Annotated in this window: 20 protein-coding genes and 2 tRNA genes; 12 read left to right on the top strand and 10 right to left on the bottom strand. The window is 62.0% G+C overall.

Annotated elements, in window-relative coordinates; all coding sequences use genetic code 11:
- Window positions 1-293: 293 nt before the first annotated feature.
- A complete protein-coding gene (locus GWK36_RS10045; protein WP_166271017.1) occupies window positions 294-617 on the top strand; it encodes a hypothetical protein in 324 nt (107 codons plus the stop codon).
- 231 nt (window positions 618-848) lie between these two features.
- Here the strand turns inward: GWK36_RS10045 and GWK36_RS10035 are convergent, their stop codons facing one another.
- Both GWK36_RS10035 and GWK36_RS10030 read right to left on the bottom strand, forming a co-directional pair.
- The gene (locus tag GWK36_RS10035; protein ID WP_166271016.1) at window positions 849-4,100 is read right to left on the bottom strand and encodes an efflux RND transporter permease subunit; all 3,252 of its coding nucleotides are present in this window, start codon (window positions 4,098-4,100) and stop codon (window positions 849-851) included.
- On the bottom strand, window positions 4,093-5,190 hold the full coding sequence (locus GWK36_RS10030) for an efflux RND transporter periplasmic adaptor subunit (RefSeq protein ID WP_166271015.1): 1,098 nt from the start codon (window positions 5,188-5,190) through the stop codon (window positions 4,093-4,095). Before GWK36_RS10030 ends, GWK36_RS10035 begins: the two co-directional genes overlap by 8 nt.
- A gap of 243 nt (window positions 5,191-5,433) precedes the next feature.
- Here GWK36_RS10030 and GWK36_RS10025 point away from each other — a divergent pair, with 243 nt between their 5' ends.
- The 8 genes from GWK36_RS10025 (at window position 5,434) to GWK36_RS09995 (ending at window position 10,440) form a co-directional block, all read left to right on the top strand.
- Window positions 5,434-7,287, top strand: a complete 1,854-nt coding sequence (locus GWK36_RS10025) for an AMP-dependent synthetase/ligase (RefSeq protein WP_166271014.1) — start codon at window positions 5,434-5,436, stop codon at window positions 7,285-7,287.
- Window positions 7,288-7,307: 20 nt separating this feature from the next.
- On the top strand, window positions 7,308-7,433 hold the full coding sequence (locus GWK36_RS16095) for a MerR family DNA-binding transcriptional regulator (RefSeq protein WP_166270361.1): 126 nt from the start codon (window positions 7,308-7,310) through the stop codon (window positions 7,431-7,433).
- The gene (locus tag GWK36_RS15030; protein ID WP_210756751.1) at window positions 7,430-7,789 is read left to right on the top strand and encodes a hypothetical protein; all 360 of its coding nucleotides are present in this window, start codon (window positions 7,430-7,432) and stop codon (window positions 7,787-7,789) included. Before GWK36_RS16095 ends, GWK36_RS15030 begins: the two co-directional genes overlap by 4 nt.
- 63 nt (window positions 7,790-7,852) lie before the next feature.
- The gene (locus GWK36_RS15025; protein WP_343033170.1) at window positions 7,853-8,593 is read left to right on the top strand and encodes an RNA-guided endonuclease InsQ/TnpB family protein; all 741 of its coding nucleotides are present in this window, start codon (window positions 7,853-7,855) and stop codon (window positions 8,591-8,593) included.
- Window positions 8,594-8,604: 11 nt separating this feature from the next.
- A tRNA-Gly gene (locus tag GWK36_RS10010) sits at window positions 8,605-8,678 on the top strand.
- Window positions 8,679-8,712: 34 nt separating this feature from the next.
- Window positions 8,713-9,816 carry an A/G-specific adenine glycosylase gene (gene mutY / locus GWK36_RS10005; RefSeq protein WP_166271013.1) on the top strand — a complete coding sequence of 368 codons (1,104 nt, stop codon included), beginning with the start codon at window positions 8,713-8,715 and terminating at the stop codon, window positions 9,814-9,816.
- Entirely contained in the window at window positions 9,813-10,091 is a 279-nt protein-coding gene (locus tag GWK36_RS10000; RefSeq protein ID WP_166271012.1) for an oxidative damage protection protein, read from the top strand. The genes mutY and GWK36_RS10000 overlap by 4 nt, the downstream gene beginning before the upstream one ends.
- Window positions 10,092-10,364: 273 nt before the next feature.
- Window positions 10,365-10,440 (top strand) — tRNA-Phe (locus GWK36_RS09995).
- A 297-nt stretch (window positions 10,441-10,737) separates the two neighbouring features.
- On the opposite strand, the gene GWK36_RS09990 is transcribed toward GWK36_RS09995, so the two are convergent.
- Both GWK36_RS09990 and GWK36_RS09985 read right to left on the bottom strand, forming a co-directional pair.
- Window positions 10,738-11,118, bottom strand: a complete 381-nt coding sequence (locus tag GWK36_RS09990; protein ID WP_166270028.1) for an IS3 family transposase — start codon at window positions 11,116-11,118, stop codon at window positions 10,738-10,740.
- Between the two features lie 75 nt (window positions 11,119-11,193).
- The gene (locus GWK36_RS09985; protein WP_166270207.1) at window positions 11,194-11,559 is read right to left on the bottom strand and encodes an IS3 family transposase; all 366 of its coding nucleotides are present in this window, start codon (window positions 11,557-11,559) and stop codon (window positions 11,194-11,196) included.
- A 67-nt stretch (window positions 11,560-11,626) separates the two neighbouring features.
- Here GWK36_RS09985 and GWK36_RS09980 point away from each other — a divergent pair, with 67 nt between their 5' ends.
- Window positions 11,627-11,833 (top strand): class I SAM-dependent methyltransferase, encoded by a 207-nt coding sequence (locus GWK36_RS09980; RefSeq protein WP_166271011.1) that lies wholly within the window; start codon window positions 11,627-11,629, stop codon window positions 11,831-11,833.
- 288 nt (window positions 11,834-12,121) lie between these two features.
- Window positions 12,122-12,475, top strand: coding sequence for a hypothetical protein (locus tag GWK36_RS09975; RefSeq protein ID WP_166271010.1), 354 nt, complete (start codon window positions 12,122-12,124; stop codon window positions 12,473-12,475).
- A gap of 318 nt (window positions 12,476-12,793) precedes the next feature.
- Here the strand turns inward: GWK36_RS09975 and folE2 are convergent, their stop codons facing one another.
- The 3 genes from folE2 to xseB form a co-directional block, all read right to left on the bottom strand.
- The gene (gene folE2 / locus GWK36_RS09970; RefSeq protein ID WP_166271009.1) at window positions 12,794-13,630 is read right to left on the bottom strand and encodes a GTP cyclohydrolase FolE2; all 837 of its coding nucleotides are present in this window, start codon (window positions 13,628-13,630) and stop codon (window positions 12,794-12,796) included.
- A 75-nt stretch (window positions 13,631-13,705) separates the two neighbouring features.
- On the bottom strand, window positions 13,706-14,599 hold the full coding sequence (ispA, locus tag GWK36_RS09965; RefSeq protein ID WP_166271008.1) for a (2E,6E)-farnesyl diphosphate synthase: 894 nt from the start codon (window positions 14,597-14,599) through the stop codon (window positions 13,706-13,708).
- Window positions 14,592-14,744 (bottom strand): exodeoxyribonuclease VII small subunit, encoded by a 153-nt coding sequence (gene xseB, locus GWK36_RS09960; protein ID WP_166271007.1) that lies wholly within the window; start codon window positions 14,742-14,744, stop codon window positions 14,592-14,594. The genes ispA and xseB overlap by 8 nt, the downstream gene beginning before the upstream one ends.
- A 204-nt stretch (window positions 14,745-14,948) precedes the next feature.
- Here xseB and parE point away from each other — a divergent pair, with 204 nt between their 5' ends.
- Entirely contained in the window at window positions 14,949-16,835 is a 1,887-nt protein-coding gene (gene parE, locus GWK36_RS09955) for a DNA topoisomerase IV subunit B (protein WP_166271006.1), read from the top strand.
- A gap of 123 nt (window positions 16,836-16,958) precedes the next feature.
- Here parE and GWK36_RS09950 read toward each other — a convergent pair whose 3' ends face one another.
- The 3 genes from GWK36_RS09950 to GWK36_RS09940 form a co-directional block, all read right to left on the bottom strand.
- Entirely contained in the window at window positions 16,959-17,966 is a 1,008-nt protein-coding gene (locus GWK36_RS09950; RefSeq protein ID WP_166271005.1) for an NAD-dependent epimerase, read from the bottom strand.
- 77 nt (window positions 17,967-18,043) lie between these two features.
- On the bottom strand, window positions 18,044-19,336 hold the full coding sequence (locus tag GWK36_RS09945; RefSeq protein ID WP_166271004.1) for a nucleotide sugar dehydrogenase: 1,293 nt from the start codon (window positions 19,334-19,336) through the stop codon (window positions 18,044-18,046).
- Between the two features lie 90 nt (window positions 19,337-19,426).
- The gene (locus GWK36_RS09940; protein ID WP_166271003.1) at window positions 19,427-20,725 is read right to left on the bottom strand and encodes an FGGY-family carbohydrate kinase; all 1,299 of its coding nucleotides are present in this window, start codon (window positions 20,723-20,725) and stop codon (window positions 19,427-19,429) included.
- Window positions 20,726-20,770: the final 45 nt, after the last annotated feature.

The following is a 20,770-nucleotide window of genomic DNA, read 5'->3' as shown; positions in this document are numbered from 1 at the left end:
CGGCCGCGCTGATCGTCTCGTCTGGGCTGCCGTCGCCGAACGTAAAAACGACCCATAAAAAAGGCCGCAGTTTGCATCTTAGACAGTGCCTCTTGCGTGACGCCCGGCATAGACGCGATAGTGGCGCGCGCATCATCGAAGGCGGCGAAGGCATGCACCGCATGCATCCCCAACTGCTGCATGCCCTCAGACAGGCCAGACGTGGCCAGCGCCACGCCATTCAGTGCCGCACCGGCCAGCACCGACCTGGTTGATATGTTCTCCAGCGTCTGCCCAAATCTCGAGGTTGCCCTGTGGATGCGCGTGATGGAGTCGCTGGCTCGGTCGATCGCGGAAATGACGACGCGGACCGCCATCTACTCGCGTCGCTACTGCCGCTAGCGGTGGATGGCCCATCGCTGCAAGGCGCGGTCGTCGCGGCCATCCTGACCCTGCTGCTGTGGCCGCTGGTAGCGATCATGCGCGCGGGCATCCGATGGCGCTATCAAGCCATCACAAGACCCGCGCGCCTTGATCATCCTTTCGGCGATCATCCTTTCGGCGCGGCTCACCCAGACCGCGGGCGGTATATCGAAGCGCTGATCGATGGCGTGTTGAGCGGGCTGACTTTTATGTGATGCCGCGCGCCACGGTTTTGCGCGCCATCGAGGCGATCAAGCTGGAATTGGCTGAGCGCATTGCGTATTTCCAGCAGACCGGTAAACTCGCCGAAGCATAGCGCATCGAGCAGCGCACGCGCCTTGATCTGGAGATGCTGGCGCAACTCGGTTTTTTGCAAGGGCATCGAGAATTACTTGCGCCATGGATGGCCGGCGAGAGGCCGGCGCTCCAAAATGCCAGGACCCCGCCTAGATGATCTCCCGCCTGATCCAAGCGACCCGCTTGACCATCACGCCGTAATAGGCCACAGGGATGACGACCAAGGTCAGCAGGGTCGAGACAAACAGGCCGAACAACAGAGAGACCGCAAGCCCCGAGAAGATCGGGTCATCCAGGATAAAGACGGCGCCTGCCATCGCCGCCACTGCGGTGAGGACGATCGGCTTGGCGCGCACTGCTGCTGAATCGATCACCGCCTGTTCGAGACTCGCACCCGCGCGCACCTCTTGGTTGATAAAGTCAACGAGGAGGATTGAGTTGCGCACGATGATCCCGGCCAGCGCAATGACCCCGATCATCGAGGTGGCGGTGAACTGCGCGCCCAAGAGGGCATGACCCGGCAGGATGCCGATCAGGGTCAGGGGGATGGGCGCCATGATGATCAGGGGGACGAGATAGCTCCTAAACTGCGCCACCACCAAGAGATAGATCAGTACCAGACCTACCGCATAGGCCGCGCCCATGTCGCGGAAGGTCTCATAGGTCACCTGCCATTCGCCGTCCCATTTGAGGCTATAGCCATAGGGGTTGGTTGGTGCCTGGCGATACCACTGTTCAAGCCCGAGTTCTTGGGTGAGGGTCGCGGCGATCGCAAAGAGGCCGTACAAGGGGCTGTCGGTCTTGCCTGCCATGTCGCCGATCACATAGACCACCGGCAAGAGGTCCTTGTGATAGATGCTGCGCTCGCGCGTCCCCTCGACGGCGGTGACGATCTCAGACAGCGGCACGAGTTGCCCGCTTTCTGAACGCACGCGCAGGGCCAAGACCTGCTCGAGATCTGCCTTGTCGGCCTCGCTATATTCGACCCGGATCGGCACGGCATATTTGACATTGGCCCCATGCAGGAAGCTCATGTCCTCGCCATCGAGCACGCTGGCAAGGGCCTGGGCGACACTGGCCTGCGCCACCCCTAGCCGCGCCGCCTTGGCCCGATCCACGACCAGGGTCAGCTTGCGCGAGGCGAACTCGACTGAGTCATCGACATCCACCACGTCCGGGGTGCGCTCAAAGACCTCGCGCACCTTGCGCGCGACCTCGATCTGACCGTCATAGTCGAGCCCATAGACCTCGGCGACCAAGGGGGCGAGCACCGGCGGACCTGGCGGGACCTCAGCAAGCTTGGCATTGCCGCCATAGCGCTTGGCGATGGCCTGCAGCGGCTCGCGCAGTCGCAGGACAATGGAATGGCTCTTGTCCTTGCGATGATGGGCATCGACCAGGTTGACCTGGATGTCACCGAGATGCGGGCCCTGGCGCAGATAGTACTGGCGCACCAGACCGTTGAAATTGATCGGCGCCGCCTTCCCTGCATAGATCTGATAGTTGGCCACCTCAGGCACGGTCTCGAGATATTCGCCCATCTCAGAGAGGACCTTCAGTGTCTGTTCCAGGCTCATCCCCTCGGGCATATCGAGGATGATCTGGAACTCGCTCTTGTTGTCGAAGGGCAGCATCTTGAGGACCACCAACTGGTTGGCCGGCAGGGCAAAGGAGCCGAGGATCAGGAACACCACGCCCAAGAGCAACAGCCAGCGATTGCGCCGCCCCTGCCGATCGGCCACAAAGGGGCCGATGAGGCGGATGAAGGCCCTCCTCAGCCAGTGCTGGAGCCGGTCTTTATCCTGCTGGTGGCCTTGAGCGGTGTGCTGCGATCCCTGCGGATGTCGAGCAGCGCCTCCCAGCAGCTGATAAGACATCCAGGGCGTCAGGATAAAGGCCACTGACAATGAGATCAGCATCCCCATCGAGGCATTGATCGGGATGGGGCTCATATAGGGGCCCATCAGGCCAGTGACGAAGGCCATCGGCAGGAGCGCGGCTATCACCGTGAAGGTTGCCAGGATCGTCGCCCCCCCCACCTCATCGACGGCGCGAGGGATCAAGCGAGAGAAAGGGTCTTGGCTGAGGCCCAGGTGGCGATGGATGTTCTCGACCACCACGATGGCGTCATCGACCAGGATGCCGATGGAAAAGATCAGGGCAAAGAGCGAGACCCGGTTGATGGTGAATCCCCAGGCCCAGGAGGCAAACAGCGTCAGCATCAGGGTCACGATCACCGCCGCCCCGACGATGACCGCCTCGCGCCAGCCGAGGGTCAGAAGGACCAGGAAGACCACAGAGGCGGTGGCGAATGCCAGCTTGCTGATGAGCTTTTTCGCCTTGGCATCCGCGGTGGCGCCATAGTTGCGGGTGACGGTCACCTCGACATGATCCGGGATGAAGAGGCCCTTAAGTTGTTCCAGGCGCTCGATAACGTCCTGGGCCACATTCACGGCATTGACGCCCGGCTGTTTGGCGATGGCGATGGTCACCGCCGAGCGCGGCTGACCAGGGCTGACCCCGGATGCAGCAGCAGCCGGCCCCGCGCCCATCAGCACATAGCTCTCGGGGGTCTCGGGCCCGCGCTCGATCTCGGCGACATCGCGCAGATACACCGGCCGACCACCGTGGACCCCGACCACCAGGTCGCCGATCTCCTCCGCTGAGGTCAAAAAGGTCCCGGCCTGGACCAGCACCTCTTGATTGTCCGCAGTGACGCTCAGGTTGTCGGCGATCCGGTTGCCGGATTGCAGGGCGCGGCGTAGCTGATTGAGATCCAGGCCATAGCCGGCAAGCCGATCGGGGTGCAGCTGAACCCGGACCACCTGGGCAGGGGCACCCAGGGTATAGACATCGCGTGTCCCGGGCACCCGCTTGATCTCCTGCTCAATCGCATGCGCGACCTGTCCGAGTTCATAGGCCCTGACCCTTGGGTCCTCCGACCACAGGGTCAAGGTGAGGATCGGGACATCGTCGATCCCCTTGGGCTTGATGATCGGGCTGCCGACGCCCAGGTTCGGCGGCAGCCAGTCTTGCTTGGACATCACCTTGCTGAATAGGCGCACGATCGCCTGGGTGTTGTCCTCGCCGACCTCGTATTGGACGGTCACCACCGCAAGCCCCGGGCGCGAGACCGAATAGACGTGCTTGATCCCCTTGATCTCGGAGAGGACCTGTTCGGCAGGGCCGGCGACCAGGTGCTCGATCTCGCTCGCCGAGGCCCCCGGAAAGGGGATAAAGATATCGGCGAAGGTGACATCGATCTGGGGCTCTTCTTCGCGCGGGGTCACCAAGACCGCGAACAGCCCAAGCAATAGGCCCACCAGGGCCAGAAGTGGGGTGATCTCGCTTGCCTGAAACTGGGCGGCGATGCGCCCCGCGATCCCTAAGCGCTCAGTCATGCCCTTTGCTCCCCGCGACATGGCGCAGCGGCGGCTGGGCCTTTAAGTGCTCGCCTGCGGCAATGGGATCGAGCACCACCTGTTCGCCGGCGCTCAGACCCGCCAGGACCACATAGCCGTCATCCATGGCCCGTCCCAGGCGGATCTGGCGGAAATGGACATACCCCCCCTCGCCCAAGACATAGACCGCCGTGACCTCGGAACGCTGGACCACCGCCTCCTTGGGGACGATGAGCTCGGTCTTCTCACCGACCAAAAATCCCGTCTTGACATACATCCCGGGAAAAAGATGTCCGCTGACCTGCGGGCTCGGCGGCAGCTCGATACGGACCTGAAAGGTGTTTGAACCCGGATCGGCAAAGGGGAAGATGGTTAAGCGGTTTGATTCGATGCGCTGCCCATCCGGCAGATAGACCCAGGCGCGCCGCTCGGCGGCAGGGGCAGCGCGCAGCGCGGCGATGATGCTCTGCGGCACGTCGGCAGTCACCCGCAGCTCATCGAGCGATACCCCACTCATGATCGGCGTGCCTGGCCCAACCGTCTCGCCGACCGAGACATGACGTTTGGTCACGATCCCTGAATAGGGGGCGCGGATCTCGGTATAGCTCAGTTGTTCCTGGGCGCTTTGCAGACGCGCTGTCGCTGCCTCGAGTTCGGCCTTGGCGCTATCGAGTTCGGCGCGCGCCTTCTCCATCGCCGACTCAGAGACGTTCTTGGTGCGATAGAGACCGGCAATCCGGTCGTATTCGTCTTGGGCCTGACGCAACCTGGCGGTCGCCGCCTTGAGATCCGCCGCTGCCTGGGCGACGCGGGTGCGATGCTCGGTGTCCTTGATGCGGGCGATGAGGGCGTTTTTCTCAACCACATCATCGACGTCATAGAGCAGCTCCTGGATCTGGCCCGAGGTCTGGGCTGAGACCGTGCTCCCGCGGACCGCCTCGACGATCCCATCGAGCCGATATTCGCGCGGCACGACGCGCGCCTCCACCGGTGCGCTGGGAAGCGCCGTTGGCTCGGTAGGCTCGGCCCAGACCGCCCCTGGCAGTACTGCTATCCAGCCTAGCAATAGGATCGCTCTGATCGGATACATGTCGATCTCCATGAAATATTAGTTTTTACTAATATATGTCCTGAGCGGCGTTTTCGGTAGTGCCAAGGGCCTGTGGTTGAGAGCGCAGTGCCGGCGCCTTCAAGATCCCTGCCGGGCCCCCTGCGCGGATCCGGGCTTTGCCAGATCGTCCCCTGGGGTGGGCTGAAGACAAATATTAACCCGATTGCACCCTGGTTGGATTGAGAGTGAAATGGTCGGCGCTTCACCGGGAGGACCGCTGCCATGTCCCCAAACGCCCATGATCCCATCCCTGCCTCTGTCGCCCGGACGCTCGCTGGACTCTTTGCCGAGCGTATTCGCCGCTCGCCCGAACGCCTGGCCTATCGCCATTTTGTCCGCGGCCTAGGCTGGCAAGACCTCAGCTGGCAGGCGATGGGGGAACAGGCGGCGCGCTGGCGTCAGGCGCTAGCCTCTGAGGGGCTGCAGGTCGGCGATCGGGTCGCTGTACTGTTGCGCAATTGTCCCGAGTGGGTCCTGTTTGATCAGGCGACACTCAGCCTTGGTCTGGTCACCGTCCCCCTGTATACCGATGACCGAGCAGAGAATGTCGCCTATATCCTGCAGGATTCCGGCGTCAAGGTCCTGTTGATCCAGGACGCCGGGCGCTGGCGGCGCCTGGCCGAGGCCCTGGATAGCCCTGCCGATCTCCGGCGGGCGGTGATCCTAGAGTCAAGCCCGGCCGCCGAGGAGCTCGCTGCCCATGACCCGCGGGTCAGGGTCGCCGCAGGCTGGTTACCCGAAAACCCCCCGCCCTTTGAGGTGCTGGACCTCGATCCGCAGGCGCTGGCAACCATCGTCTATACCTCTGGGACCACTGGGCGACCCAAAGGGGTGATGCTCAGTCACCACAATATCCTGAGCAATGTCGCAGCGGCCTTGACCCTGTTTCAGGTCGGACCGGATGATCTCTTTCTGTCGTTTCTGCCGCTGTCGCACATGCTCGAACGCACTGCTGGCTACTATCTGCCGATGATGGCCAGCGCTGCTGTATCCTATGCGCGTTCAGTCAACCAACTCGCCGAAGACCTACAGGCCCTCCAGCCAACGGTCCTAATTGCCGTCCCGCGCATCTTTGACCGCCTCCATCAGCGGATCGCCGAGCAGCTTGCCGCACGCCCTGTCCTGATCCGCTGGCCCTTTGCCCTTGCCGTCGAGAGCGGCTGGCGCGAGTTTCTCTACCGGCAAGGGCGAGCTGGGTGGCACCCACTCCTCCTGATTGCGCCCTGGCTGAGACCTAGGTTCGGTCGGTCGATCTTAAAGCGGCTGGGGGGACGGCTGAGGGTGGCCGTCAGCGGCGGTGCGCCCTTGCCGCCTGCGGTGGCGCGGATCTTCATCGCCCTGGGCCTGCCGATCCTCCAGGGCTATGGCCTGACTGAGACCAGCCCGGTGATCAGCGTCAATCCAATAGATGACAATATCCCGGAGAGCGTCGGCAGACCCCTGCCGGGGATCGAGCTGCGCATCGGCGACAACGACGAGCTCTTGGTCCGCGGCCCGAATGTGATGCAGGGCTACTGGAATAATCCAGAGGCCACTGCCCGGGTCCTGGAGGCCGATGGGTGGCTGCATACCGGCGATCAGGCCCGTATCCAGGACGGGCACCTGTATATCACCGGACGCCTTAAGGAGATCTTGGTACTATCCAACGGCGAGAAGGTGCCGCCTGCCGACCTCGAGATGGCGATCGGCGCCGACCCGCTCTTTGATCAGGTCATGGTGCTGGGCGAGGGCCGTTCCTATCTCGCCGCCATCCTGGTGCTCAATGCTGAGCAGTGGCCGCCATTTGCCCGGGCACATGGCCTGGATCCGGATCAACCCGCCAGCCTTCATGACCCGCAGATCCATAAGGCGATCATCCGGCGCATCCGCGACCTGTTGAGCGATTTCCCTGGCTATGCCAAGGTTCGCCGGGTGATCCTCAGCCTCGAGCCCTGGTCGGTTGAAAACGGTCTCCTGACCTCGACCATGAAGGTCCGGCGCAATCGGGTGATCGACTACCATGCCGCCGCCGTCGCGGCCCTTTACCAAGGCGAGGAGCCAACCCTAGTATTACAAGCTATGCGTGATAGTGGATAATTTTCCACATAGAAAGCGCGATGATGGGCACAGGCAAGGCGGCGAAGCGGCTTGGCGTCTTGGTCAAGACCTTGCAACGCTGGGAGCGCGAAGGGGGTTTGATCCTGGTGGCGCGAACAGTCGCAAGGCACAAATCCGCGAGTTGATTGGCTTGCGCAGTAAGGTATCAGAGCCAACGCGGATTGATGCCCATGCCCAACCGTTTGCCGATCTTGCCAAAGCCTGGGATCGATTCTTTGCCGATATCAAGGCCGGAAAGAAGGCTCACGCGCTTCAGTTCAAGAAGAAAGGCCGGTGCCACGATAGCTTCTATGTTGCTAACGACAAGTTCCGCGTCTCGGACAAGACCATTTGCCTGCCCAAGAGCGGTGAGGTCGCCATGACCGAGGCGTTGTGCTTCGATGGCAAGATTCTTGGTGCGACCGTTTCGCGTACTGCGGACGCTGGTTCGTCGCCATTCAGGTTGAAGTGGTCGATGCTGCGTTCTATCGCAGGTGCATGAAACGACTGGTGTTGACCTGGGCGTTGAGGCGGCGGCCAGGCTTTCCAATGGCGAGTCTGTTAAATCTCCTCTGCGCTTCGTTGTCTCAGGATTCGAGGCAGACGCCTTTCCTGCAAGGTTGAGGCGGCCAAGGTCGGGGCTGGGTTTGCGCCAAGGGCCGGACTGGCAAAAGGCACGAGGCTTCCGATCTTGAAGAATCGAAGGAAATCCTCTGCGATGTTGGCAAGGCTGCACGCACGCATTGCCAATGTCCGAGCGGACTTCACACATAAGCTCACGACCCGGCTCTGCCGCGAAAACCAAGGGGTGGTGATTGAGGATTTGAACGTCAAGGGCATGCTGGCGAACGAACGGCTTGCCCGCGCCATCAGCGACCTGGGCTTTGGCATGTTCTGCTTGCAGATGGAATACAAGGGGAAATGCTACGGCGTCTGGTTGGTTTTAGCTGATCGCTGGGATCCGAGCAGCCGCCTGTGTTCGGTCTGTGGTTGGGAGAATGAGATGTTGGCGTTGAAGGATCGGGAATGGACGTGTCCTCAATGCGGCACGCGCCATGATCGGGACATCAATGCCGCGCTCAATCTCAAACGGCTGGCAACCGCAACTGCCCTACCCGTGGCGAGTCCGTCCGGTAACGGCGGAGCTACAGCAGAGAGGGTCTCTGCCGTAGTCGGGAAAGTCACGCCTGTCAGAGACGAATGCGCTCCGCATTCGGGGCAGGAAGAGAATTGTGTACAGGTTTGCGCACTTTACTTGAGGGCAGGAAGGGGGGCTTGTCAAGCCCTAATGTTGCCGCTACATTAAAAGTCCACCAAGCGGGTGTAGTTCAATGGTAGAACAGGAGCTTCCCAAGCTTCTAACGTGGGTTCGATTCCCATCACCCGCTCCACTTTCCCCCTCCTATCCTATTCCCAGAGATCCCCATGACCGAGCACGCATCAGCGGAGATCGCCTCCCTGGTGTTGGAGTGGTTTGACCGCTGTGGGCGCCATGATCTGCCCTGGCAGCGCGAACGCAGCCCTTATCGGGTCTGGGTCTCCGAGATCATGCTCCAGCAGACCCAGGTCTCTGTGGTCATCTCCTATTTCGAGCGTTTCATGGCGGTCTATCCGACCGTCCTGGACCTCGCTGCTGCCGAGCTCGATGGGGTCTTGGCCCTCTGGTCTGGGCTGGGCTATTACGCCCGTGCCCGCAACCTCCACCGCGCCGCGCGCCTGATCCGCGATCAGCACGGCGGTCTCTTCCCTGATACGCAAGAGGCGCTGTTGCGTCTCCCAGGCATCGGGCGTTCGACCGCAGGTGCCATCCTCTCGCTCGCCCTGGATCGGTCCTATCCCATCCTCGATGGCAACGTCAGGCGTCTCTTCGCCCGCCTCTTTGCGGTTAATGGCTGGCCGGGCAACGGGCCGGCGCTGGCGAGGCTCTGGGGGCTTGCCGAACGCTGTCTTTCGCGCGACCGACCCGGCGATTACAACCAGGGGCTGATGGACCTGGGGGCGCTGATCTGTACCCGGGGGCGCCCACAATGCCCCATCTGCCCCCTTGCTGGGCGATGTCTTGCCCGCGCCCAGGGGCGACAGTCTCAGCTCCCCGCACCACGCCCGGCGCGGGCGCTGCCGACCCGTTCCACCCTCTTGCTGATCATCCGCCATCCGCAAGGCGCTATCCTGCTCGAACGCCGCCCACCTGCCGGCATCTGGGGTGGGCTCTGGAGCCTGCCTGAGCTCGAACCAACAGAGGGGATCGCAGACTGGTGTCGAAGCGCCCTGGGCGTTGCACCCCAAGGTCTTGTCAAGCTTGCCGAGCGCCACCATGCATTCACCCATTATCGGCTCAGGATGCAGCCGGTGCTGGTCGAGCTCGGCGCTGAACCCACGCAGATCCAGGATCGGCCAGACTGGCGCTGGTTCATCCCCAGCTCAGAGGCCGTGCTGGGACTACCGGCGCCGATCGCGAGGCTGCTCGCCGAGCTTGCGGAAAGCGATGAATCCATTGGCCAAACCAGCTTAAGGTTGAACGACTCATGACCCGAACCGTCCATTGCATCAAGCTCGGCCGCGAGGCTGAGGGTTTGGATCGACCACCTTACCCCGGTGAACTCGGGCAACGGATCTTTGAGCAGGTCTCCAAGGCCGCCTGGCAGGACTGGTTACGCCACCAGACACGGTTGATCAACGAATACCGGCTCAGCCTCACCAACCCCCAGGCACGGCGTTTTCTCGAAGAGCAGATGGAACGCTATTTCTTCGGCGAGGGCGGCGAGGGCGCCGAGATGCCCCCAGGTTATACCCCGCAGCACTAAGGCAAGGGCCGAGGTTGGATCATGGGTGATCCGGCCGAGTTGCCGGTTCATTCAGACGTCAGGCGGCCCCTCCTCTGTTATTCGGTGCCCGTCCTCTGCTTGACATCCTCCCTGCCCTGCAGGGCAAGGCATGGCGCGCATGGGGTCATTCCGGCGAAGGCCGGATCCAGATCGATCCACACCTGGGCGCCGGCGCCTGTCTGCGCTTCATGCTTCTTGCCACCGATTGACAAAACAGGCTGTAGCTGCTGAAATGACGCGCTCAACCAACTTGCCCAGGTAGCTCAGTTGGTAGAGCAGCGGACTGAAAATCCGCGTGTCGGTGGTTCGATTCCGCCCCTGGGCACCATAAAGATCAAAGGCTTGCAAGAGTTTACACCGGCAAGCCTTTTTGTTTGGTGTAATTCCTGTGTAATTGCGCCAACGCTGAACGCTGACAGAGCCTGTACTGCCCGCAGTTGATTGGACACTGATTTGCAGCTCATGCGGCCTTCTGGAGGGCATAAGCCTGCCGGGCTTCAACACGCCATTGGTCTGGGGCTCAGCAACAAAGGCGAGGCTCTGGTCGATACCCCAGAACGCGATCTGTTTTAGGAAGTCGTCGGCGGTGTATTGCGTGCCATGATCCATGCGCAGCTTGAGCCCCTTACCGGCGTAGGCGGCGGTAGTGCTGAACTCGGCCTGAAGCCCTATGGATACTGACACAGCAGGCGTCGACGGTCTGGATGCGGATGCCGTCGGTGCCCCACATCTGGTTCGGCGCCTCGGCCTGGATCGACCCATCGTGGGCAGAGGGCGAACCCTGCGGTACCCGGTGCGGCGACAGCAAGGCGTTCTCGCGCATCAGGCGGCAGACGCGATCCTTGGACACGCGGATGCCAGAAAGGATGCGCAGCCGCGCCCCGACCTTGCGATGGCCTTCGCCGACGAACGGCGAAGCTTCTAGGTCAGCTCGAATGGCGGCCAGTAGGTCGACGTCAGAAATCTTCGGCTTCGGTCCGCGCCGCGTCGGATGCAGCAGAACCACCTTGGCGCTCTCTCTGGACTGCTGGGCGTCAAGGGTCGAGCGGGCGAACTCCAGTACCCGGCGAGATCATCTGGCTCATCGCAACGACCTCCTGCCGACCCAAGGACGCTTCGCCTGCCTTTCCTTGCGCAGGATCTCGACTTGCATCACCAACTCGCCAATGCGCCAGTTGGCATCATCGCGTTGTTTCTCAACCGGATCGTTCTCGCCTTCCTTGAGCCCTGCATCGATCCCCGCCAGCGCCCGGTCGCGCCACTCCTCCAGCCGGTATATCGGCACCGCCAGCTCACGCAACAGGGCATCCACCAATTCGCCCCACAGCAGGCGCAGCACGACTTGTTTCTTCCGCCCCGACGACCAGCGCTTGACCTCGCCCGCCGCGCTACGCGCCCCTTCCAGCGCACCCAGCGCAACCCCACCACCCTCACTCTCATTCAGCATTTCCCGCTCCTTCTTCACACACGTCTATTTACCCCAATTGCGTGTCCAAAAGAATTGCGGGCAGGGCATGGAACGGTTGGGCACGGCACCGCGTACCCAAGAGGATTGGGCTTGGAACAACCCAAAGGCAGCGGCGCAGGACTTTCTCGCGAGACATCCTGAGTTCGAACTGGCCGTACCGCTGGCGGTCCTCAATGAAAGCGGCTTAAGCGACCCGGTCTCGCCAGTCACCTACTGGCCAGGCGCCTGGCTGAGAAGACGTGCAGGAGCTTAGCTGAGAAGACGCGGGTGACTAAAGCGGCCCCTACTGCACGTGCTGAGGCAGGCAGCTAGGGAGGCGCTGAGTCATGCGCAGCAATGCATCCTGCACCTGCGTATCTTACTGATCTTTCTGGATTCAGGCTTTCGCCGGAATCACGGTGCCGGGCCTGGCGTAGCTTCCTATACACAGATTTTTGCGCTGGTCTCATCCTAGCGGACAGTCTGGACGCTGGATGGGCTGCCAAGACGCAAAGCGACGGCTATACTGGCATCGTTAGATAAGCTATCTGGAGATACGCAGATGAACGACATCGGTGCGATGAACAATGTGATGGGGATGGGGGCCGCCAGGGCCCAGATGCGTTCCCCCGCGCCCACGGACAATACCGCCGCTGCCGGCACGCCGGCGGCGCCCAACAGCGGCAATGCGCCGGCGCAGATGCCGAGTGCAGACCAGCTTTCGATCTCGTCGGACGCCTATCGCTTGCAGCAGAGTCAGGCCGCCCAGTCCACCTCTGGGGAGACAATGGATGCAGGTCGGGCCCAGGCGATGCTTCAGAGCGTCCAGTCGGCGATGGCCCAGAATCCGCAAGCGGCTCTAGCGGCCCAGGCCGGACAGCTCAATCCCCAGCGGGTGGCAAGCCTGTTGAATTGAGCTGTCAACGAAGGATTTGCGCATCCGCCATCCCCGACGTAGTGGGGATGGTTTTTTATGGCTTAAAAAACGCCGATTGAATCGCCGACATGTCCCCTGCCTGGGTAGGCCTGTGCATATCCTAAAAATTACCGCTTGCGCTGGAATGATAGTTTAAGGGGAAAGCAGCAGAGAGAAGTCACGCCGGCGAATGCCGGTGCCCAATTGATCGGATGGACTGGATTGCGGCTTGCGCCGGATTGGCGGTTGGCGGTGTATTCGGTATTTCGTCGGCGGTTAACTGTTTCGATCAAGGGCTAGCTGGGCGCAAGCCACCCGCTAGGCACAGGGCGAGGGGCTGGGTTTGGTCTTGTCGCGCGCGATCATCGCATAGGCCGAATGGTTGTGGATGGATTCAAAGTTCTCGGCCTCGACAATATAGGCCAGGATGCGATTGTCTTCGTTTAGGCGCATAGCGACATCGCGCACGATGTCTTCGACGAACTTGGGGTTGTTGTAGGCGCGTTCGGTGACAAATTTTTCGTCGGGGCGCTTGAGCAGTCCGTAGAGTTCGGAGGAGGCCTCGCGTTCGACCAGCTCGATCAGTTCTTCAAGCCACATAAAACGATCCATGCGCACCTGGACGGTGACATGTGAACGCTGATTATGCGCCCCATAAGCCGAGATCTCTTTCGAGCAGGGGCAGAGGCTGGTCACCGGGACCATGACCTTAAGCTCCAGGGTCGGCTTTCCGTGGCGGATCTCGCCGATAAAGGTGACCTCATAGTCCATCAGGCTCTCGACCCCCGAGACTGGGGCCTTTTTGTTGATGAAGAAGGGAAAGCGCATCTCGATATGCCCGGCCTCGGATTCCAGGCGCTCGGACATCTCGATGAGCATGTCCTGAAAGGAGGAGACGCTGATCTCGCGCTCATGGTTGTTGAGGATCTCCACGAAGCGCGACATGTGCGTCCCCTTAAAGTTATGCGGTAGATAGACATACATGTTGAAGGTGGCGACGGTGTGTTGTTCACCGCCGCTGCGCTCGCGGACCCGCACGGGATGGCGGATGTCTTTGATACCGACCTTATCGATGGCGATGCAGCGGGTATCTTGGGTCTTTTGGACATCGGCGATCTCGCCGGTGAGGCACGGGGGGTCTATCGAGGACTCCATGGGTTGGAACTTCGCGGTTGCTTGGAGATTGAGGACAAGATGTGGGGATGCGACCTGGGCCGAGCAAGCGGCCCCCTATTGCCTGCGTCCCAAAAGCGCTTGGGCCATCCAGATCAGCGGCTGGGCGCGCTCGCCGAAGATGGAGACCGAGTCGATGGCCTCGTTGATCAACTGGTTGGCCATCGCCTTGGCCTCGGCCAGACCAACGATAGCTGGATAGGTTGCCTTGTTGAGGGCCTGATCGCGCCCGGCGGTCTTGCCGATCTGGACGGTCTCACCCTCGACATCAAGGACATCATCTTGGATCTGGAAGGCCAGCCCTAAACACTTGGCATAGTGATCGAGCCGGTCGATCGGTCCTGGTTCAAGGCCGCCGTGCGCCAGGATCCCCATCTGGACTGCAGCGCGGATCAGGGCGCCGGTCTTATGGATATGGATATTTTCGAGCTGAATCAAATCGAGCACCTGACCCTCGGCCTCGAGGTCCAGGGCCTGGCCGCCGGCCATGCCGCGGGTGCCGCTGGCGCGGGCCAGGACAGACACCATGCCAACCCGCGTCTCAGCACTCAACCCCGGTGCCTCGGCCAGGGTCTGGAAGGCTAGGGTCTGGAGGGCATCGCCGGCGAGGATGGCGGTGGCCTCATCGAAGGCGCGATGACAGGTCGGGCGTCCGCGTCTGAGGTCATCGTCGTCCATCGCCGGCAGGTCGTCGTGGATCAGCGAATAGGCATGGATCATCTCGACCGCACAGGCCGGATGATCGAGGACCCCATCATCGACCCCCAGGGCCGCGCCCGTGGCATAGGTGAGCAGCGGGCGCAGGCGTTTGCCCGGGGCCAGCACGGTATAACGCATGGCCTCGTGGAGGCGGGCCGGTTGTACGCTGACCGGGGGCAGGATCGCATCGAGGGTCGACTCGACGCGCTTCAAGACTCGGGTGGGGAAATCGTCCAAGTTGGTCTCAATCATCGTTGACAAAGGGCTTGAATTCAGCGTCCAGACGGCCATCGGTAAGGATGCGCACCCGCTGCTCGGCCTGATCCAGCGCCTGCTGACAGAGGCGGACCAGGCCGATACCGCGCTCGAATGCCGCCAGCGACTCCTCTAGGGTCATCTCACCGCGCTCTAGGTTTGCGACAATGGTTTTCGAGTTCGGCGAGTGCCTGTTCAAAAAGGGGGGCTCGGGTCTAGGGTCATCGTGGTTTGAATCGGTATTTGCGGGTACGGTACCTTAAGGGTGCTTAAGCGGTCAAACCGGTATGGCTGCGCTCTGAGTTTCAGTTGCCGTGGTGTTGTCAGCATAAAGATCTATCTATCCATGAGCGGTCAGTATGATGCCTCGGCGATCGAGGTCTTGCAGGGCTTAGACCCGGTGCGCAAGCGCCCGGGGATGTACACCGATACCAGCCGGCCCAATCACCTCGCCCAGGAGGTCATCGACAACAGCGTCGATGAGGCCATCGCCGGATTCGCCCGCCATATCCGCGTGACCCTGTATGCCGATGGTTCATTGGAGGTCGAGGATGACGGACGCGGGATGCCGGTCGATCTGCATCCCCAGGAGGGGCGCCCAGGGGTGGAGGTGATCCTCACTCGCCTGCATGCCGGCGGCAAGTTCAACAGTGAGAACTATCGCTTCTCGGGCGGTCTCCACGGGGTGGGCGTCTCGGTGGTCAATGCCCTGTCGCGCCACCTCAATGTCTGGGTCAAGCGCGGGGGCTATGAATACAACATGGCCTTCAAGGACGGGGAAAAGGTCAACGAGCTTGAGGTCATCGGCCCGGTCAGGCGCAACGAGACCGGGACCCGGCTGCGCTTTTGGCCCGATCCGCGGTATTTTGACAGCCCCAGGTTCGCCGTCCGCCCCCTGATCCACCTCCTGCGCGCCAAGGCGGTGCTCTGCCCTGGGCTTGAGGTGCGCCTGCGCGATGAGCAGAGCGGCGAGGAACATGCCTGGTGTTATCGGGGGGGGCTGCGCGATTATCTGTTTGAGCTCCTCAACGGCGCCGAGACCCTCCCCGCCGAGCCCTTTTACGGCGACCTCGAGGGGCGCACCGAGGCGGCGAGCTGGGCGGTGGTCTGGCTGCCCGGGGGCGGTGAGCCGGTCGCCGAGAGCTATGTGAACCTCATCCCCACCCCCCAAGGCGGGACACACGTCAATGGGTTGCGCACCGGCCTCACCGAGGCAGTGCGTGAGTTTTGCGAGTTTCGCAATCTGTTGCCGCGGGGCGTCAAGCTCGCGCCTGAGGATGTCTGGGGGCGGATGAGCTTCGTGCTCTCGGTCAAGCTGTTCGAACCCCAGTTCTCGGGCCAGACCAAGGAGCGTCTGGCCTCGCGCGAATGCGCGACCTTTGTCTCTGGCGTGGTCAAGGATTCCTTGAGCTTGTGGCTCAATCAACATGTCGCCGAGGGCGAGCGGATCGCCGAGCTCGCCATCCAAGCCGCCCAAGCCCGCCTACGCGCCGGGCGCGCCGTTGCCCGCAAAAAGGTCACCCAGGGGCCGGCGCTCCCGGGGAAGCTCGCCGATTGTCTAAGCACCGACCCCGAGCGCAGCGAATTGTTCTTGGTCGAGGGCGACTCGGCGGGGGGCTCGGCCAAGCAGGCGCGCGACCGCGAGTTCCAGGCCATCCTGCCCCTGCGCGGCAAGATCCTCAACACCTGGGAGGTCGAGCCCCAGGAGGTCCTGGCCTCGCAGGAGGTTCATGATATCGCGGTCGCCATTGGCGTCGATCCAGGCAGCGACGACCTCTCGCGCCTGCGCTTTGGCAAGATCTGTATCCTCGCCGATGCCGATGCCGACGGCGCCCATATCGCGACCCTGCTGTGCGCATTATTCCTCAAACACTTCCGTCCCCTGGTCGCCGCCGGGCGGATCTATGTCGCCATGCCGCCCCTCTATCGCATCGATGTCGGCAAGCAGGTCTATTACGCCCTCGACGACGATGAAAAGAAAGGCATCCTCGACCGCATCGCCGCCGAGCGGATCAAGGGCAAGGTCAATATCCAGCGCTTTAAGGGCCTGGGGGAGATGAACCCCGCCCAATTGCGTGAGACAACTCTGAATCCGGATACCCGCCGCCTCGTACAGCTTGCCATCGAGCCGGGCGATGCCAGCGATGAACTCTTGGATATGCTGCTTGCTAAGAGGCGCGTCGCCGACCGGCGTGCCTGGTTGCAGGAAAAGGGGGATCTGGCTGAGGTCTAGGGAACGCCGAACAGGTCCTATATCGTCATTCCGGCATAAGCCAGAACGGAATCTAGAACAATCTGCGAGATACGAAGACAGGGGCAGCGCTATGCCAAGGTGTTTTGCTGGAAGTCGAAACGGTCACACCCCATAAAAATCGCGATACCACTCGACAAAACGCGCAACCCCGACGGACACCGGCGTCTGCGGGCGATAGCCGGTATCGCGCATGAGGTCTGTCACATCGGCAAAGGTGTCGGGGACATCCCCAGGCTGGAGGGGCAAGAGCTCGATCTGGGCCTTTCGGCCCAGGCATGCCTCGAGCACCCGAATATAGTCCAGAAGCTCCACCGGCTGGCTGTTGCCGATGTTATAGACCCGATAAGGAGCGGCGCTGCTGGCGGGATTTGGATCGACCCCCGACCAGTTGGGGTCTCCCGCAGGGATGCGATCGAGGACGCGGACGACGCCTTCCACGATGTCATCGATATAGGTGAAGTCGCGCCGATGCCGCCCATGATTGAACACTTGGATTGGCTTGCCGTCGAGGATGGTGCGGGTGAATTTGAACAGGGCCATGTCGGGACGGCCCCAGGGCCCATAAACGGTAAAGAACCGCAAACCGGTGGTTGGCAGTGCATAGAGATGGCTGTAGGTATGGGCCATCAGTTCATTGGCCTTTTTGGTCGCAGCATATAGGCTCAATGGATGATCGACATTGGCATGGACCGAGAAGGGGAGGCGCGTATTGGCCCCATAGACCGAGCTGCTCGAGGCATAGACCAGGTGCTCGATCCCGTGGTGGCGACAGCATTCGAGGATATTGGCAAAGCCCACCAGGTTGCTGTGGATGTAGGCCATGGGGTTGGTCAGCGAATAACGCACGCCAGCCTGGGCCGCAAGATGGATCACCCGCTGGGGCCGATAGGTCTCGAAGACCTCCGCCAGCCCTGGGCCATCTGCGATGTCGAGCCGGACATCGACATAGTGAGGAAAGGTCAGGGTGCGCTTAAGGCGCGCCTCCTTGAGCCGGACGTCATAATACTCATTGAGATTATCGACGCCGATGACACTATCACCGCGTTCAAGCAGGCGCAGCGCCAAGGCTGAACCGATAAAACCGGCGCTGCCGGTGACCAGGATCTTCATGAGGGCCTCTGGCGATTGAGATCGAATAGATTCTGGGGGATACGCATGGCGTATCAAAGCAGCATATTGTTCTCGATCTAAAGTCGCCCATCCACTTCTGTGCGCAGCAAGAGGTGTTTGACGTCATAGAGGATCGCCCCTGGCCGCCCCAGGGCGCGGATGCGCTCAGGCCCCCAATCGGCGAACTGGCGATGGGCGACGGCCAAAACGATGGCGTCATAGACCCCAGCTTGCGGTTCAGAGAGGAGCGCAAGACCATATTCGCGCTCGGCCTCGGCGGGGTCGGCCAAGGGATCATAGACGTCGCAGGTCAGCTTATAGGCGCAAAGCTCCTGGACGATGTCGATCACCCGCGTATTGCGCAGATCCGGGCAGTTTTCCTTGAAGGTCAGACCCAGGATCAAGACCCGCGCCCCGGGGTGGAGGCGGTCGCGCTGGGCCATGAGCTTGATCACCTGTTGGGCGACATAGATCCCCATGCCGTCGTTGACCCGCCGCCCGGCGAGGATCACCTCCGGATGATGGCCGACCGCCTGGGCCTTATAGGTCAAATAATAGGGATCGACCCCGATACAATGCCCCCCGACCAGTCCGGGACGAAAGGGGAGAAAGTTCCATTTAGTCCCCGCCGCTTCCAAGACCTCTTGGGTATCCAGCCCCAAGCGATTGAAGATGATCGCAAGCTCATTGATCAAGGCGATATTGAGGTCGCGCTGGGTGTTTTCGATCACCTTGGCCGCCTCGGCGACCCGGATACTGCTTACCAGATGGGTCCCCGCAGGGATGATCGAGGCATAGAGCCGATCGACAAATTGGGCGACCTCTGGGGTCGATCCGGATGTGACCTTTTTGATGGTGGTCAGGCGGTGGAGCCTGTCGCCTGGGTTGATCCGCTCCGGGCTGTAACCCGCATAAAAGTCTCGATTATAGACGAGCCCTGAGGCCTCTTCGATCAGAGGGATACAGACCTCCTCGGTGGCGCCTGGATAGACGGTCGATTCAAAGACGACGATCATGCCTGGCCTCAAGATCTCGCCCAGCATCCGACAGGCCCGTTTCAAGGGACCGAAATCGGGCTGTTTGTGGGCATCGATTGGGGTGGGGACGGTGACGATCTGGACATGACAGTCGGCGAGCGCCTCGCTGCGCTCGACATAGGTAAGCCGGCAGGCGGCGGCAAGCTCTTTGGGTTCGACCTCGCCCGAGGCGTCGCGGCCCGCGCGCAACTGGGCGAGCCGCTCGCGATTGATGTCAAATCCGCGGGTCTCATACTGCTTGCCGAACTCGACCGCCAAGGGCAGCCCGACATAGCCGAGCCCGATGACCCCGAGGCGCAGGGTATCGAGGTCCTGATGAAAGGGCGCGCTCATCGATATTTCTATGCTCTCTAGTTTAAGCAGATCGTGGTTTGTAGCCGGGAGCTTGCTTGAACAGCGGCACCCGCCGTTATGACAGATCGATCAGCGGTCCACTTGCCTTTCTTCCCTGCAAGCGAGACGCGCTGCACCCACAGCGGCCTCGGTCCGTTCGGCAGGATTGACCGGCACACCCAGCAGCCGGGCGCGGATGCGCATCCACACGGGATTGACCGCACCGCCGCCTGCGGTCAAGACACGCCTTAGGCGCGGTGCACCGAGTTCGGCAAGCCGCGCATAGCCCTCGGCCTCGATCCGCGCGATCCCCTCGAGGAGCCCGCACAGGAACTGTGCCGGGTCTGCCGGGCGCGGCTCAAGCCTAGGGGCAAGCTGAGGGTCTGGGCGGGGGAAGCGCTCACCCGGGGTCGTCAAGGGATAATAGTCCAGACCCGAGGGTCGCTCGGGGTCGATCAGGGCGCTGAGGGCAGCGATCTCCTGATCGGCAAAGAACTGGCGCAACACCGCCCCGCCGCTGTTTGAGGCCCCGCCGACGAGCCAATGGTCGCCAAATCGCTGGCTATAGACCCCGTAGCGCCTGTCGGTGATTGGGCGTTCTGCCAGGATCTTGATGACCAGGGTGCTGCCGAGCACGGTTAGGGCATCGCCTGGTTGCTGAAGGCCGGCGGCATAGGCGGCTGCAGTGCTGTCGGTGGTCCCTGCCAGGACCTGGAGGTCTGCGGGCAGATGGAGCCGCCGGGCGATCTCAGGGTCGAGCGCACCGATGGGGGTGCCCGGCACCAAGACCTCTGGGAGGCGCACGCCGCTCGGGATCAGTGCCCTGACCCAGTCGGGCCAAGTCAGGCATTCGGCGTCATAGCCGAGCTTTAAGGCATTGTTCCAGTCGCTGGCAAACCGCCCGCCCAAAAGACCGCTGAGCCAATCGCCTTGATGGAGCGCAAGGGCCTGAGGCGGTCGCCCGAGGTGCTCGTAGAGATATAAAAGCTTGGCGAGGCCGGAGGTTGGCCCATGAATGGCGCTCTCGGCAGGGGCCAAGGCAGCGATCCTTTTGGCCTGATCTTGAGCGCGGCAGTCGTTGTACATCAGGGCCGGGCCCAGCGGCCCACCGTTTTCGTCGGCAAGGAGCAGGGTGCCGGAGGTGGCGGCGATACACAGAGCCTGGGGGCAATGGTCCTTGAGCTGCCGGGCGAGTTCCTCCAAGACGGCGAGGACCGCCTCTTGCCATATGTATGGGTCTTGCTCGAACCATCCAGGCGCCGGGCACAGCGGCGCGGGAAGCTCGGCGCGCGCCTCGGCGAGTAGTGTCCCCTTGTCGTCGATGGCTACCCCACGGCAACCCGATGTGCCGAGGTCTAGGCCGATGACGGCGGGGCGGGGTGAAGACATGGATCGTGCATTGGATAGTAGGGTGCGCATTGCGCACCCTACAGC

The organism is Caldichromatium japonicum, assembly GCF_011290485.1.
GTDB classification, from domain to species: Bacteria; Pseudomonadota; Gammaproteobacteria; order Chromatiales; family Chromatiaceae; genus Thermochromatium; species Thermochromatium japonicum.
This window is presented reverse-complemented; position numbering and strand designations above follow the sequence as displayed.

Excerpts from the sequence above, each read along its gene's own strand:
- mutY (WP_166271013.1), top strand. The coding sequence starts at position 8,713 with ATGACCGAGCACGCATCAGCGGAGATCGCCTCCCTGGTGTTGGAGTGG.
- GWK36_RS09980 (WP_166271011.1), top strand. The coding sequence starts at position 11,627 with ATGGAACGGTTGGGCACGGCACCGCGTACCCAAGAGGATTGGGCTTGG.
- parE (WP_166271006.1), top strand. The coding sequence starts at position 14,949 with ATGAGCGGTCAGTATGATGCCTCGGCGATCGAGGTCTTGCAGGGCTTA.
- xseB (WP_166271007.1), bottom strand. The coding sequence starts at position 14,744 with ATGACCCTAGAGGAGTCGCTGGCGGCATTCGAGCGCGGTATCGGCCTG.
- folE2 (WP_166271009.1), bottom strand. The coding sequence starts at position 13,630 with ATGGAGTCCTCGATAGACCCCCCGTGCCTCACCGGCGAGATCGCCGAT.
- GWK36_RS10030 (WP_166271015.1), bottom strand. The coding sequence starts at position 5,190 with ATGTATCCGATCAGAGCGATCCTATTGCTAGGCTGGATAGCAGTACTG.
- GWK36_RS09940 (WP_166271003.1), bottom strand. The coding sequence starts at position 20,725 with ATGTCTTCACCCCGCCCCGCCGTCATCGGCCTAGACCTCGGCACATCG.
- GWK36_RS09985 (WP_166270207.1), bottom strand. The coding sequence starts at position 11,559 with ATGCTGAATGAGAGTGAGGGTGGTGGGGTTGCGCTGGGTGCGCTGGAA.
- GWK36_RS10035 (WP_166271016.1), bottom strand. The coding sequence starts at position 4,100 with ATGACTGAGCGCTTAGGGATCGCGGGGCGCATCGCCGCCCAGTTTCAG.
- GWK36_RS09975 (WP_166271010.1), top strand. The coding sequence starts at position 12,122 with ATGAACGACATCGGTGCGATGAACAATGTGATGGGGATGGGGGCCGCC.
- GWK36_RS09950 (WP_166271005.1), bottom strand. The coding sequence starts at position 17,966 with ATGAAGATCCTGGTCACCGGCAGCGCCGGTTTTATCGGTTCAGCCTTG.
- GWK36_RS16095 (WP_166270361.1), top strand. The coding sequence starts at position 7,308 with ATGATGGGCACAGGCAAGGCGGCGAAGCGGCTTGGCGTCTTGGTCAAG.
- GWK36_RS10000 (WP_166271012.1), top strand. The coding sequence starts at position 9,813 with ATGACCCGAACCGTCCATTGCATCAAGCTCGGCCGCGAGGCTGAGGGT.
- GWK36_RS10025 (WP_166271014.1), top strand. The coding sequence starts at position 5,434 with ATGTCCCCAAACGCCCATGATCCCATCCCTGCCTCTGTCGCCCGGACG.
- ispA (WP_166271008.1), bottom strand. The coding sequence starts at position 14,599 with ATGATTGAGACCAACTTGGACGATTTCCCCACCCGAGTCTTGAAGCGC.
- GWK36_RS09945 (WP_166271004.1), bottom strand. The coding sequence starts at position 19,336 with ATGAGCGCGCCCTTTCATCAGGACCTCGATACCCTGCGCCTCGGGGTC.